Annotated in this window: 16 protein-coding genes; 10 read left to right on the forward strand and 6 right to left on the reverse strand. The window is 57.6% G+C overall.

The window, feature by feature from the left end:
* The first annotated feature begins 99 nt into the window (after positions 1 to 99).
* Together BW992_RS06570 and BW992_RS06575 are read left to right on the forward strand one after the other, a co-directional pair.
* Positions 100 to 651: a cytochrome c oxidase assembly protein gene (locus BW992_RS06570; protein ID WP_072398074.1), complete on the forward strand. Its 552-nt coding sequence runs from the start codon at positions 100 to 102 to the stop codon at positions 649 to 651.
* A 24-nt stretch (positions 652 to 675) separates the two neighbouring features.
* The gene (locus BW992_RS06575) at positions 676 to 1563 is read left to right on the forward strand and encodes a cytochrome c oxidase subunit 3 (protein WP_053149528.1); all 888 of its coding nucleotides are present in this window, start codon (positions 676 to 678) and stop codon (positions 1561 to 1563) included.
* A gap of 8 nt (positions 1564 to 1571) precedes the next feature.
* Here BW992_RS06575 and BW992_RS06580 read toward each other — a convergent pair whose 3' ends face one another.
* A complete protein-coding gene (locus BW992_RS06580; RefSeq protein ID WP_072398076.1) occupies positions 1572 to 1775 on the reverse strand; it encodes a twin transmembrane helix small protein in 204 nt (67 codons plus the stop codon).
* Between the two features lie 70 nt (positions 1776 to 1845).
* Between BW992_RS06580 and BW992_RS06585 the strand changes: the two genes are divergently transcribed.
* The 5 genes from BW992_RS06585 to BW992_RS06605 are packed head-to-tail and all read left to right on the forward strand — an operon-like array spanning position 1846 to position 5751.
* Entirely contained in the window at positions 1846 to 2583 is a 738-nt protein-coding gene (locus BW992_RS06585; RefSeq protein WP_076405821.1) for an SURF1 family protein, read from the forward strand.
* Complete coding sequence (locus BW992_RS06590; protein WP_072398080.1) at positions 2549 to 3142, forward strand: hypothetical protein; 594 nt, start codon at positions 2549 to 2551, stop codon at positions 3140 to 3142. Before BW992_RS06585 ends, BW992_RS06590 begins: the two co-directional genes overlap by 35 nt.
* Before the next feature lie 10 nt (positions 3143 to 3152).
* On the forward strand, positions 3153 to 4232 hold the full coding sequence (locus BW992_RS06595) for a COX15/CtaA family protein (protein WP_072398090.1): 1080 nt from the start codon (positions 3153 to 3155) through the stop codon (positions 4230 to 4232).
* A complete protein-coding gene (gene cyoE / locus BW992_RS06600; protein ID WP_072398092.1) occupies positions 4220 to 5119 on the forward strand; it encodes a heme o synthase in 900 nt (299 codons plus the stop codon). Before BW992_RS06595 ends, cyoE begins: the two co-directional genes overlap by 13 nt.
* Positions 5116 to 5751, forward strand: a complete 636-nt coding sequence (locus BW992_RS06605; protein ID WP_076405822.1) for an SCO family protein — start codon at positions 5116 to 5118, stop codon at positions 5749 to 5751. Before cyoE ends, BW992_RS06605 begins: the two co-directional genes overlap by 4 nt.
* Positions 5752 to 5903: 152 nt before the next feature.
* On the opposite strand, the gene BW992_RS06610 is transcribed toward BW992_RS06605, so the two are convergent.
* Positions 5904 to 7039 (reverse strand): IS3 family transposase gene (locus BW992_RS06610; protein WP_231991107.1). Its coding sequence is split into 2 segments (ribosomal slippage): positions 5904 to 6790 and positions 6790 to 7039, totalling 1137 coding nucleotides; the frame shifts between segments, so codons are not numbered across the junction.
* Between the two features lie 627 nt (positions 7040 to 7666).
* Here BW992_RS06610 and BW992_RS06620 point away from each other — a divergent pair.
* Complete coding sequence (locus BW992_RS06620) at positions 7667 to 8029, forward strand: DUF6124 family protein (protein ID WP_072459507.1); 363 nt, start codon at positions 7667 to 7669, stop codon at positions 8027 to 8029.
* 853 nt (positions 8030 to 8882) lie between these two features.
* Here BW992_RS06620 and BW992_RS27170 read toward each other — a convergent pair.
* The 3 genes from BW992_RS27170 to BW992_RS06630 form a co-directional block, all read right to left on the reverse strand.
* Positions 8883 to 9239, reverse strand: a complete 357-nt coding sequence (locus BW992_RS27170; RefSeq protein WP_231991108.1) for an IS110 family transposase — start codon at positions 9237 to 9239, stop codon at positions 8883 to 8885.
* Positions 9233 to 9874 carry an IS110 family transposase gene (locus BW992_RS06625; protein WP_231991109.1) on the reverse strand — a complete coding sequence of 214 codons (642 nt, stop codon included), beginning with the start codon at positions 9872 to 9874 and terminating at the stop codon, positions 9233 to 9235. The genes BW992_RS27170 and BW992_RS06625 overlap by 7 nt, the downstream gene beginning before the upstream one ends.
* Before the next feature lie 200 nt (positions 9875 to 10074).
* On the reverse strand, positions 10075 to 11226 hold the full coding sequence (locus BW992_RS06630) for an alpha/beta hydrolase (protein WP_083526390.1): 1152 nt from the start codon (positions 11224 to 11226) through the stop codon (positions 10075 to 10077).
* A gap of 334 nt (positions 11227 to 11560) precedes the next feature.
* Here BW992_RS06630 and BW992_RS06635 point away from each other — a divergent pair, with 334 nt between their 5' ends.
* Together BW992_RS06635 and BW992_RS06640 are read left to right on the forward strand one after the other, a co-directional pair.
* The gene (locus BW992_RS06635) at positions 11561 to 12256 is read left to right on the forward strand and encodes a DUF1963 domain-containing protein (protein WP_076405830.1); all 696 of its coding nucleotides are present in this window, start codon (positions 11561 to 11563) and stop codon (positions 12254 to 12256) included.
* Positions 12257 to 12329: 73 nt separating this feature from the next.
* Entirely contained in the window at positions 12330 to 12812 is a 483-nt protein-coding gene (locus BW992_RS06640; RefSeq protein WP_072459510.1) for a hypothetical protein, read from the forward strand.
* Between the two features lie 118 nt (positions 12813 to 12930).
* On the opposite strand, the gene BW992_RS06645 is transcribed toward BW992_RS06640, so the two are convergent.
* Complete coding sequence (locus BW992_RS06645) at positions 12931 to 13770, reverse strand: SDR family oxidoreductase (RefSeq protein WP_076405832.1); 840 nt, start codon at positions 13768 to 13770, stop codon at positions 12931 to 12933.

The following is a 13770-nucleotide window of genomic DNA, read 5'->3' on the forward strand; positions in this document are numbered from 1 at the left end:
GAGCGAGCTTGCTCGCGATAGCGGTCTTCCTCGCACACCGCGTCGCCTGCATCGCGAGCAAGCTCGCGCCCACAGGAATACGGATGAGGAACGAGGATCATGGCTGATTCGATTTCACTGAAAAAACTGGTCACCCGGCTGTTGCTGGTGGTGGTGGCAATGTTTGTCTTCGGATTCGCCCTGGTGCCGATCTACGACGTGATGTGCAAGGCGTTCGGCATCAACGGCAAGACCGGCGGACAGTACGAAGGCGAGCAGACCGTCGACGAGTCGCGGCAGGTGCGCGTGCAGTTCCTGTCGACCAACGCCGTGGACATGGTCTGGGACTTCTACCCCAGGGGCGATGAGCTGGTGGTCAAGCCCGGGGCGGTGAACGAAATGGTCTTCGTGGCCCACAACCCCACCGACCGGCCAATGAGTGCCCAGGCCGTGCCGAGCATTTCACCGAGCAACGCGGCGGCCTATTTCCACAAGACCGAATGCTTCTGTTTTACCCAGCAAGTGCTGCAACCCGGCGAGCGTATCGAAATGCCCATGCGCTTCATCGTCGACCGGGAAATGCCCAAGGAAGTGAAGCACCTGACGCTGTCCTACACGCTGTTCGACATCACTGCTCGTCATCCACCGGTGGCCGTAAACACTGACCGATAGCGTGCCCGATAAGGAGAACAATAAATGGCAACTCATGAGCACTATTACGTTCCGGCCCAGAGCAAGTGGCCGATCATCGCCACAGTCGGGATGTTCGTCACGGTGTATGGCCTGGCGACCTGGTTCAACGACCTGAAAGCCGCGCGCCCGGATTCCCACGGCCCGCTGATCTTTTTCGTCGGTGGCCTGTTGCTCGCCTACATGCTCTTCGGTTGGTTCGGCGCGGTCATCAAGGAAAGCCGCGCCGGCCTGTACAGCGCGCAGCTCGACCGCTCGTTCCGCTGGGGCATGAGCTGGTTCATCTTTTCCGAAGTGATGTTCTTCATCGCGTTCTTCGGCGCCCTGTTCTATGTGCGCATGGTGTCGGCGCCGGGCCTGGCCGGCGAAGGCAGCAAGGGCCTGTCGGAGATGCTCTGGCCGAACTTCGAATACGTCTGGCCGCTTTTGAACAACCCCGATCCGAAACTCTTCCCGCCGCCCAAGGACGTGATCAGCCCCTGGGGCCTGCCGCTGCTCAACACCGTGTTGCTGGTCAGCTCCAGCGTCACCGTGACCATCGCCCACCATGCCCTGAAGAAAGGCCATCGCGGCGCGTTGAAACTCTGGCTGGCGATCACCGTGCTACTGGGGTGCGCGTTCCTGGGCTTCCAGGCCGAGGAATACATCCACGCCTATAAAGAGCTGGGCCTGACCCTGGGTTCGGGGATCTACGGTGCGACGTTCTTCATGCTCACCGGCTTTCACGGCGCCCACGTCACCATCGGCACGATCATCCTGTTCGTGATGCTGATGCGCATCATGCGCGGGCACTTCGACAACGAACACCAGTTCGGCTTCGAGGCCGCGAGTTGGTACTGGCACTTCGTCGATGTGGTGTGGATCGGCCTGTTCATCTTCGTCTACGTGCTCTGAGACCACCGTCACCAAGGCGCGTGAGAGACCAACTGGCCGCTGAAAAAACCCCAGGCGATCAAGCCGACGGTGACAGCGGCCAGGCCGACCCGCACCGCCAGGGCGATGACCAGGCGATTGGAATCGCTTTCGTCCTTGACCAGAAAAAACAGGCCACTGAACAGGCTGGCAATCGTGGCAATCAGCATCAGGACGATGGCTGCTTTGAGCATCAGGAACACTCCGGGGGGACGCGATGCACGTGAGTATAGCTATCTCGTTCGACAGCTTTGGGGCGGCGCCATGAAAGGCTTCCGGCCAGGCATCGTGCCGTCGCTGGTGGTGGCCGTGCTGGTACCGGTGATGGTGTGCCTGGGGTTCTGGCAACTGAGCCGGGGCGAACAGAAACGCGTGCTCATGGACACTTATGCCGAGCGCCGGGTGGCGCCGCCGATGGCCAGCGTCGAACTGCCGCAAACCCAGGATCCGGCCTTTCGCAGGGTCAGCCTGCACGGCCAGTTCGACGCCGCCCACAGCATCCTGCTGGACAACCGCCAGCACGACGGCAAGGTGGGCGTCGAGTTGCTGCAACCTTTTCTCGACCAGGCGAGCGGACAGTGGCTGCTGGTCAATCGTGGCTGGCTGCCCTGGCCCGACCGCCGCACCCCACCGGTCTTCAGCACCCCCGAACAACCGGTGAGCCTGCAGGCCTGGGTCTACGTCGCGCCGGGCGCCACCTTCCAGCTCCACGCCGACCCGGTGGATGCGCCGTGGCCGCGACTGGTCACCGCCATCGAACCGGACAAGCTCTGGGCCGAACTGGATCGCCACGGCTTCGCCTATGAACTACGGCAACAAAGCGGCCCCGGCGCCTACCGGACCGATTGGCCGGTGGTGGCCATGGGGCCGGAAAAACACCTCGGCTACGCCGTGCAGTGGTTCGCCATGGCGTCCGCGCTGTTCGGCCTGTTTCTTTATCTTGGATGGCATAACGCAGGGAGACACCATGGGAACCACCATGAATCCAACCAACACGTCTGAGGCCGCCACCGCGCGCAATCGGCGCAAAGGACGCGTGCAGTTGCTGTTGATCGTGCTGGGGGTGATCGGTCCGATGATCCTGGCCACCGGCATGTACAAATTCCAGTTCTGGGTACCGGAAAGCCGCAGCTACCACGGCGAGCTGATCGGCACCGGCCAGACCCGCGCCGAAATCGGCGTACAGGCCGACGAACAGCGCTGGCAGATCCTCGTCACCGCGCCGCAGGAATGTTCGGTGGACTGCCGGCAGCTGGTGTACCTGGCCCGGCAGGTGCAGATCGGCCTGGGCCGCGATGCCTCCCGCGCCAGCCACGCCCTGGCGGCCGCCCAACCGCTGGATGCCGAATACGACGCCCAGCTGCAGCGCGAATACCCGCAACTGCAACGCTACCCGCTGGACCTGCCGGCCTATCAGAAAGGCGCCCAGGGTTCCGGCGGTGCCCAGCTGTGGATCATCGATCCCCACAGCAACCTGGTGCTGCGCTATGACGCCCGGGTCAAGGGCAAGGACCTGCTCAACGACCTGCGACACCTGCTGAAACTGTCGAACATCGGATGAGGGCATCGACATGGCCAAACCAGGATTTCGCCTCGCGCTGTTTGCCACACTGCTGGCACTGATCGTCGTACTGCTGGGCGCCTACACCCGACTGACCCACGCCGGCCTCGGTTGCCCCGACTGGCCCGGTTGCTACGGCTTCATCAGCGTGCCCAAGAGCGAAGCCCAACTGGCCCATGCCGAACTGCACTTTCCCGACGCGCCGGTGGAAGCCCACAAGGGCTGGAACGAGATGGTCCATCGTTATTTCGCCGGCGCGCTGGGGTTGATGATCGCAGTGCTGGCCGCCCGCGCCTGGATGGACCGGCGTCGTCCCGGCCAGCCGTTGAAGCTGCCGCTGTTCCTGCTGGCGGTGGTGTTCGCCCAGGCGGCGTTCGGCATGTGGACCGTGACCCTGAAGCTCTGGCCCCAAGTGGTCACCGGACATCTGCTGGGTGGGTTCGCCACCTTGAGCCTGCTGTTCCTGCTCACCTTGAGATTGTCCGGCGTACTGCCGGCGCTGACCGTGCCCAAGCGCCTGCAACACTGGGCCACCGCCGGGCTGCTGCTGGTGATCGGCCAGATCGCCCTCGGCGGCTGGGTCAGCTCCAACTACGCCGCCGTGGCCTGCATCGATTTCCCCACCTGCCACGGCCAATGGCTGCCACCGGCCGACTTCGCCAACGGCTTTCACCTGACCCAGCACATCGGCCCGAACTACCTGGGCGGGCAACTCGATAGCGACGCCCGCACCGCCATCCACCTGACCCACCGCATCGGCGCGTTGCTGGTGACGCTGGTGCTGCTGGGCCTGGCCTGGCAGTTGAAGAGCGTCGGCATGACCCGGCTGGCCGGCCTGGTGCTGGCGGCCCTGGCGGCGCAGATCACCCTGGGCATCAGCAACGTGCTGTTCCACTTGCCGTTGCCGGTGGCCGTGGCCCACAACGCCGGGGGCGCCGCACTGCTGCTGACCCTGGTGCTGGTCAATTATCACGCCCGCACCAGCCTGGTCCGGGTCAAGCATCAGGTCCCGCTGCGCTGGCGGTTCAACCCGCATAAACACGGCGTCGCCCCCATCACGATAAAAGGAGAGATGCCATGGCAACCTTGACCGGTGAACGCCACAGCCAGGCGATCTGGCGCGATTACCTGGAGCTGACCAAACCCAAGGTCGTGGTGCTGATGCTGATCACCTCCCTGGTGGGCATGTTCCTCGCCACCCGCGCCGGCGTACCGTGGACGGTGCTGGTGTTCGGCAACCTGGGCATCGCCCTGTGTGCCGGCGGCGCGGCGGCGGTGAACCATGTGGTGGACCGGCGCATCGATGCGGTGATGGCCCGTACACACAAGCGACCACTGGCCGAAGGCCGGGTCTCGCCGGCCGCGGCCCTGACGTTCGCCCTCGCCCTGGCGGTGGCCGGACAGGCCTTGCTGCTGGCCTTCACCAACCCGCTCACGGCGTGGCTGACCCTGGCTTCGCTGCTGGGTTATGCGGTGGTCTATACCGGGTTCCTCAAGCGGGCGACGCCCCAGAACATCGTCATCGGCGGCCTGGCCGGCGCGGCGCCACCGCTGCTGGGCTGGGTGGCGGCCACCGGGCATGTCAGTGCCGAGCCGCTGCTGCTGGTATTGATCATCTTCGCCTGGACCCCACCGCACTTCTGGGCCCTGGCGATCCACCGCAAAGAGGAATACGCCAAGGCCGATATCCCGATGCTGCCGGTGACCCATGGCGAGCACTACACCAAAGTGCATATCCTGCTGTACACCCTGGTGCTGCTGGCGGTGAGCCTGATGCCCTTCGTGATCCAGATGAGCGGCCTGCTCTACCTGGTTTGCGCCCTGGTACTCGGCGCCCGGTTCCTGCAATGGGCCGTGGTGTTGTACCGTGGCAGTCGGCCGCACGCGGCGATCAACACGTTCAAGTACTCTATCTACTATTTGTTCCTGCTGTTCATCGCCCTGCTTGTCGATCACTACCTATTGTTGAGCCTATGACCCGAACCCAGAAAACCGTCTTCATCCTCGCGGCCGTGATCGCACTGATCCTGGGCCTGACCATCAATAAGGTGCTGTCCGGCAAAGGCCAGGGCGACCCGACGGGGTTGATCGACGCCGGCATCATCCTGCTGCCCCAGAGCCGCAACCTGCCGGACGTGAAAATGACCGACCAGGACGGCCAGCCCGTGGCGATGGACGAGCTCAAGGGCAAATGGAGCCTGCTGTTCTTCGGCTACACCTTCTGCCCGGACATCTGCCCGACCACCCTCGCCCAACTGCGCCAGATCAAGAGCGAGCTGCCGCCCGAGGCGGTGGACAAGTTGCAGATCGTACTGGTGAGCGTCGACCCGAACCGCGACACGCCCAAGCAGCTCAAGCAGTACCTGGGTTACTTCGACCCGCAGTTCAAAGGCCTGACCCCTTCATCCATCGAAGACCTGCAAAAACTCGCCAACGCTGTGAGCATTCCCTTCATCCCGGCGGACACCAGCAAGCCCAACTACACGGTGGATCACAGCGGCAACCTCGCCGTCATCGGCCCGGACGGTAAGCAACGCGGGTTCATCCGCGCGCCGTTGAATAATCAGAAGCTGGTGGCGCAGTTGCCGGAGATGCTGAAGCGCAAATAGCGCCTCCAGAGGCACACCGCTCAGCTAAACCATGCCGATTCCTTGTGGTGAGGAAGTCCCTTGTGGCAATGAAATCCATTGTGGCGAGGGAGCTTGCTCCCGCTGGGTTGCGCAGTGAACTGGTCAAGTAATTCTGGACACCAGTTAAGGTTTCACGCCGCCAGTTTCTCCATAGCTACCGGCGACCGGTAGTCGTTGTAGCTATGGAGCCTGACGTTGTTGTAACGCATCACATAACGTTGTATATCCACACGAGCTTCGTGCTCCGAGTTGTAACCATTCTCTGGCACCCACTCCGACTTCAAGCTTCCAAAAAAACGCTCCATTGGGGCGTTGTCCCAGCATTCACCTTTACGACTCATGCTGTGCACAAGCCCGTGCCTATTTATTTCATTCCTGAATTTATGGCTGGTGTACTGGCAGCCTTGATCAGAATGAAACAGCACTCCCTTTGGGCGGCCTCGCAACTCGACCGCCATCCGCAGTGCCTCGCAAGTCAGCGCGGCGTCAGAAATCAACGAGAAAGACCAGCCCACGATCCGGCGAGCGTACAAATCCAGAACAGCCGCAAAATACAGCCACCGATTGCCGACCTTGATGTACGTCACATCGCCACACCACACCTGGTTGATCGCCGTGACATCAAACTTGCGTTTGAGCAGGTGCGGCGTCACCAGGGCTTCCACACCGGAAGATTTGTACTTGTGCCGTCGACGCTGCCGACTCGCAACACCGGCTTCACGCATCAAACTGCGAGCCATATGTCGCCCGACACGATGCCCCTTTGCTTGCAGCTCCTTGGAAAGGGTGCGAGCCCCCGCGGATGCTCTGGATTCCTTGTGATGCTCGACCAGCACGGCTTTAAGTTTCTCCCGCTCAGGCTTCACCTTGCCTTGGCGCTGCCGCCAAGCGTAAAAGCTGCTGCGGTTGACTCCAAACGCCCGACAGCAATTGTTAACGCCGTACTGCTCGTCCAGCTCATCGATCAACGAGAATGATCTTTGGAGTCCAAAAGCAGGAGAGCACTGGCCTTTTTTAGGATTTCAATGTCCAGGTCTTTTTGCCTGAGCAACGCTTTGAGCCGCTGAATCTCTCGCTGATCGGCGGTAATCGCCTTGGCCCCTTGCGGGGTTGAGCCCAAGCGTTCTTGACGCACCTGATCGACCCAACGGCGCAAGGCCGTTGGGCCAATATCCAAACTGGCACAGACCTCTGGGACCGACTGGCCCTCGTCCAGCACCAAGCTGGCAGCCTTGAGCTTGAATTCCCTGGAATAAGATTTACGCATAGCCAAACACCTCAGATTTGAGCGCCATCATAGCGCCCGATTGAAGTGTCCAAAATCATTAGGCCAGTTCACAGCAGCCCCCCAAAAGGCTGAATGCGATCTACATGGCACAACGCGGCGGCCGGGTTCAGGGCGAGAGGCCTCCTGCCCCCAATCTCTCTGTGGGAGCGGGTGTTGGCGACACAGCATCTGCAACAGCCCCCCAATCCCTGTGGGAGCGAGCTTGCTCGCGATGAATCGACACGGTTCCAGACCAAAACAAGTCTCCCGCATCGCCGGTAAACCCGGCTCCTACAGCCCCCACCTACACACCTCCACCAAGCTACGCATCCTTGCGCCTTTGCCTACAACTACGCCAGAATCCGCCCGCTTGTGCGCCTTGTCCCGGGGTTCTATTGTTTTCCTGCCACTGCCCATCAGTGGTCGGGTTTAGTAGCCCGGTTAAGGATACGGTCGCATGAGTCTCATCAGTCGGGCATTGCCCGCACTTGATGGTGGCTGTGCGCATGGCGCCTTCGGGCGCGCCGGGTTTTCCGTTTTCCTACCGGTCTACTAACTTGCGCACAGCTGCCTCCCTTTCGTTTAGTAGCGAGACGGTAGCGGCCTACTAACAAAGGAAACGTGAAAATGTTCAAAGCAACTCCAAATCCCCCAGATGCAGACCCCACCCCGCAATCCGCAAAATCCAAAGCCAAGCAGCAAGACGAAACCACCAAACGTGTGCTCGATCACTACCTGCTACCGAAATCGGAAAAATCTCAAGACGACCCCAAACCGGGCCAGCTATTCACCGTCGTGAAAGGCCTCGATAACGAATGCTTGCTCGCTAATCTCAGTGAGACGCTGGCTTCGGCTGATGCCATGGTGAGTGATCTGGCGTTTGATCTGGATGGATCACGGCGTCATGTGGCACTGGGGATTCAGCAGTTGATTGAGCTGGGTTCGTTGTTGGCGAATCGGGTGTTGGATAACGTGGAGCCGCGGCAGTAGTATTTTTTTCTCCAATGAAAAAACCCGACGTTTTGCGTCGGGTTTTGGTTATTTAAAGCCATGGGAATTTACCGGCAGCTAGTTGGGACGGGTTTCACATTCTGCTTCGCGCCAGCTGCATGTGCTATCAGGTTTTACTGCTTTTAGTTTCCGACACCATGGCTGGCCCCGTCGAAGCCTTGCCGAAAGTTGCAAGAACGTCGTGGCGGTCTATGCTCAGGCTGCCGAACATAGTCTAAGAATCCACGGTGGACTTTATGACAAAGCCTCTTCGCTATCTGTCCATTCTTTACCTAGTGCAAGCACCACACCTAGCTATCGCGCAAGACGCCGCTCCGAGTTTCCATCAAATGACAACCACGCCAGAGAATGCAAGATTCGAAATAGTTCATTCACCGCTGGCAGCCAAATGGACTTTTCGCTTGGATCGATACACTGGAAATATCGGACAGTTGGTAAAGACGGCTTCCGGAGGAAGTGCGTGGGATTCTATGAATGTAATCGGCCTACCTAAGGTGGATAGCACATATGGCCCCAGGTTTGTTTTACTTACTTCAGGGCTGGCCGCTAGATTCACGTTCCTGATGGATACTCAAAGTGGCAGGACTTGGGAGCTAACAAACCTCAGCAAAGGAAATGAAGAGCCAGAAACTGCATGGCAACCGTTCGACTAGTAACAAAATTGTTCAAAAGGGGACTCCCATTAGCCGGTCTCAAGTCAAGGCTAAAAGCCAACTTGCCCTGCAGCTTTTAACTGCTGGGTTCCCCCTTATCCCAACCTGCCTGGTTGAACCTGTCGTACTCGTTTTCTCATCAATGGCTACGACCGAGTCGTGCCTGACACCCATATGGATCAAGCGGTAGCGATAAATCTTGCACCGCCCTGGCAGTGAACTGCCCCAGAGAAACGTTGGTGCCGCCTCGCCACCACACCATTTGTCTTGGCTTTCTTTTTCTCGAAAAATCGTTTGGCATCTTCGCTGAATCGCCGGGCAAAATTGGCCGCTTCAATGAAGCTCCAGATCAGGTAAGCGTTGCCGTTTTTAGCGTTGCCTTCACCTTTCTTTTTACCATTGGAGTAATGGGCACTTTCTACGCACCGAGCATAGGAAGCAAAGTTACCTACCTGCGCAAAACGTCCGATATCACCCGTTTCCAGCATGATCACCGTCGCGAGCACTTCACCTACCCCCGGCATCGTTTTCAGCAAGGAATACTCAGGTCGTAATTTGACCTGTTGAAGCAGTCGCTCTCCAGGCCAGCGATTTGGACCTCAAGCGCCTGGATAACGGCAACATTGGCCTTCATCGCCAAGGCTACATCCGTTGACAGGCCCAGCCTGTCAACGGATGTAGCCGAAAAGCCTTTGACCTCATTACAGCTGAAGCTATGCCCAAGCTGGCGTGCCGCAATGTTTTCAACGGCCAGGATGTGCTGGGTTCTTGTACGTACCAACTGAATTCGTTTACGCGCCAAATCTCGTAGCGCTCGTTCGTGCGGTGGATGAATATAGCCCGTCGGCAGAATCCCTAGGCGCAGCAAATGCGCGAGGAATGCTGCATCATTCCTATCGTCCGAATGCTTTAAACCGTCATAGCGTTTCATTGCCACCGGGTTCGCCAATTTGACGTCAAAACCCACAGCCATAAGGCCGTCGACCAGCCAATACCAGTTGTACGTTGACTCAACCACCACGCCAACCAGCTCATCACGGTGTGGTTCGAGGAGTGAGAGAATCGGCTTAAGCTCATTGGGACAGCGTCGGCTAATCAGGACTCTGTCCGCTTCGTCGGTTACCACCACAACGCTGTTGTTCGAATGCAGATCTATGCCACAGAATTTCATCACGGCCTCCTCAGCAAAAGTCTAAGTTCGCACCTTGAATTTTGCGCCACCTCTGTGAGGTGGGGAGGCCGGCCAGATGATTCTCAGATTTATTTCAGAATAATACCCCCTTCTTTAGAGTTCGCGTAATACACCCAGCTCACCGATTCATATTTTAATCAGAGTAGCGTCCGCGCCTTTCCACGTTTTTCTGAGAGCAACTACTTTATTTCCCAGTATGGCCCTACCTGGCCTGCCCTTACGCGCAAACCACTTCTACTATCTGGACGGTCTCCACTAAATAAATTAAGAATATCGCCTATAACAGACCTAGACTCCGACACATAAGAGTGGTTTAAAAAGTCCGTCTTAACAGCGCTCGCATCAATAAATTCAATACCACTGTATATTTTTATGATTTCTGGCACATCCCCGGCGCGCTTGTAATGGTGAAGCATCTTTGAAGTCAGCAAAGCCTTATCATTACTTGAAGCGTACAAAGTAATCGGAGCATTCACGTCAGCTATCTTCGGAATTATTATATCGACAAACTGTTCAGAATCTACATCTGGAGCAGCCAAGACGACCTCCTTCAGCTTGTAGCGCAAATCTGGGTGCTCAAGTTTTAAACGCGCCAATGAGCTCAAGACTGCTCTATTCCCCATACTGTGAGCAATTAAAAAAGTCTTTTCTATCTTGGGATTAGAAAGGTGATCCACAAGGAAGTTGTACAGTGCAGGCTCTGACCATTCGACACTAGCCTCATCCGCAGCGTACGAGAGTACCTTCCCATTTGCTGGCCAGCTAAAAAATAAGGGAACGCCGGAAAAGTTCAGATCATAAGCCATTTGTGCGGTGCGCTTTGCTGCATCAGCAAAACTGACATTGTAGCCATGCACAAAGAGTAGCGTAGAATTCGACTTATTAACCAATCCCAAATTTAGTATTTTATCAAACTCTTGTTTACTGATCGTCTGTCCTCCCAAAAGCATCACATGCTTATCAGGATCCTCCTTTAACTGATACCATCTTTTCTCCTCAACCACTCCAACTTTATGCCCAACCGGAATTGAGACCATACAATACCCGTACTTGGTATCTCCAAAGCTGCCCCGGCGGCCACTATATGCCTCTGTACAGCGTTCGGGGTCTAGTTGCTTTCTGTTCGTTGCAAATAGGACCTTAACCAACCCATGAGCACCATCAGCGGCTGGCCGAATAACTCCTAGCTCACCGTTATCAACTGCACCTGTATTTGCTCCATAGCCCGCATTGGGTTCAACTACGCCGCCATCATTGACAACATCAGATTTTAATTGGCAGCCACTCAAGATAAATAAAACGAGAATGTGAAGTAGCAAAAATGGTTTCATGTTTTCCTCCTTGATAAGAAACGATCTAGAGCATTATGGATTAGGAGTGTGATATGTCAAAAAGCCACTGCCGACAGAATCCGCCGACTTTGCAGCCTTGCCCTCGGACTCTATCGTTTCCTTACCACTGACCGAGCCGGTATCGATAACACTCAGGTACGCTAGGAGCCCTCGGGAAAGTCATTGGCCCGGGGGAGTAGAGGAAGGCCCACCCTCTTATTCCGTGAAGCACACTAATGTGACCTAGCTCGGGCAGAAAAGCGCTGCTATCCACCCTCGTACACTGCCAATCTGCTGCCTTAATGCCTGTAGTAAAAAGGAGGTTTACATCGCCATGGACATCCAGGAAATCAAGCAACGCCTAGCCCGCCCCGCCGTGAAGCTCATTGCCGGCGGCTTTCGTCCTGCCGGCACCGATGAAGAAAGCTGGCTGGGCAACGTCTTCCTGTTCCGGCCTGATGAAGATGTACCCACCAACCAGGCGGGGCAACCGTTGCTCCCCTATGCGCAGTTTTACCTGCCTGCCCTGCCAGTCCACAGCCCGCTGCTGTCGGGAGTTCGTGTATTGACGGTGTTCATTTCAAACCCGTTCCCCGAGCACTTTGAGCCGATGGGGAATAATTGGGTCATCCGCGAATATGGGCCGGACGATGTGTTGGTGCGCAAGTCTTTGCCGGTGGCAGGTACATTCCTCAAACCCTTCCCACTGACGGCACAAGCGGTGCCGGAGGACTTTCCACTGTGGGATGGCGGTGGTGTCCCGGAGGACCTTGAGCAAGCAATCCTCAGGCTGGAACGCGCGGGCGAGATACAGAGCTATTACGACTTGATCACCCACACCTACGAACACAAAATCGGCGGTTACCCTTCGTTTTGCCAGTCGGGTGTTGATCCAGGTGAAGGGTTCGAGTTTGTGTTCCAGATCTCATCGGACGCGAAGATCAATCTGAATGTGGTCGACAGTGGGAGCCTGATGTTCTGGAAGCACAACGAAACTGGGGACTGGGCGCTTTATTACGACTTTTACTAGGAATAGGGGAACAGATTTATTTTCAGAAAATAAATCCCCTTTTTGTCCATCGCTGATCCTCAAAGGAAGATGTATGGCAACCGCACTGCATACCGGGACGCACGCCGGCTATAGCACTCTTGATTGGAACGATGGATACGACGTTAACCTGGGCGAACTCATTCGCCAGCTTCCTCAGCTCGTACGTGGCCGTTATGTGGCAATTGCTGCGTCGGATAGCGGGCCCTATAACCTTAGCGCTGCTGAGATTGCTAGCGGATGGCAACGTGTAGGTGACTTGGCGATCAGCCCTATCATTACGGATATCGCTCAGCTGCCCACACCGGGCTTTGATGAGTGGTATGTTTTTGAGCGCTTACCTGATCAGGTAAGGCTCTCCAAATTTAGCAGCGCTATCGCATTTCAACCGTTCGGAGAGAGCGATAAGGTCGACGAGTTCTGGTCACAAATTGAAGATTTACAACCAGTACATGCTCTGCTTGGCGGCTGTAGCCTCTTACTGATAACTCAAGACGCCGCAATACATGAGAACGTACTTACGTTCTATTCAACCTAAGGGCTGAGGCGATGTCTTGCACAGATCTGCAGGAATAAGGGGATAGCGCCGTCAGCACTGCGTGCCGGTTGATGTCGGTCGGCACGCGTGTCCATTGTCCTGGCCTTGGTTTGGCTGCTTAACTTAAAGACTCCGCAACCGAAGCAGTCCCCCGCCCAATCAACCGCCCCAACACCCCACTCTCATCAAACAACGCCCCCTTCTCCGCCGCCGCATCAGAATCCGCCAGCAACGCCGCCAACCCCGCCGGCAATCCCACACTGACCAGCACCCCCTCAAACTCAGCCTGCGGCAAATTCTGATAAACCACCGGCTTACCGGTTTTCTCACTGATCAACGCAGCCAGCTCAGTCAAGGTGTAGCTGCTATCCCCCGCCAGTTCATAGACTTTGCCCGCCTGCCCCTCAGTAGTCAGCACCACCGCTGCGGCTTGGGCGTAGTCGGCACGGGGCGCGGAGCTGATGCGGCCCTCGCCGGCGCTGCCGAGCAGGACGCCATGTTCCACGGCGCTCGGCACGTTCGCCAGGTAGTTTTCGGTGTACCAGCCGTTGCGCAGCAAGACGTGGGGCACGCCCGAGGTTTTCAGGGCGGCTTCGGTATCGCGATGTTCAGCGGCCAAGCCCAGGGTGGAGATGTCGGCGTGCAGGACGCTGGTGTAGGCCAGGAGCGAGACACCCGCGGCCTTGGCGGCATCGATCACGGCGCGGTGTTGGGCGGCGCGGCTGCCCAGTTCATTGGAGGAGATCAACAGCAGTTTATCGACGCCTTTGAGCGCGGCAGTCAATGTGGCCGGCTGGTTGTAGTCGGCGGTGCGTACCACCACGCCCCGTGCGGCCAGGTCCTGGACTTTGCCGGGGTCTCGGACCAGGGCGACGATTTGCCCGGCTGGCACGCGTTCAAGCAGGGACTGGATAACGAGACGGCCCAGTTGGCCGGAGGCTCCGGTGATGGCGATCAT

This window comes from Pseudomonas sp. 7SR1 (genome assembly GCF_900156465.1).
Classification (GTDB): domain Bacteria; phylum Pseudomonadota; class Gammaproteobacteria; order Pseudomonadales; family Pseudomonadaceae; genus Aquipseudomonas.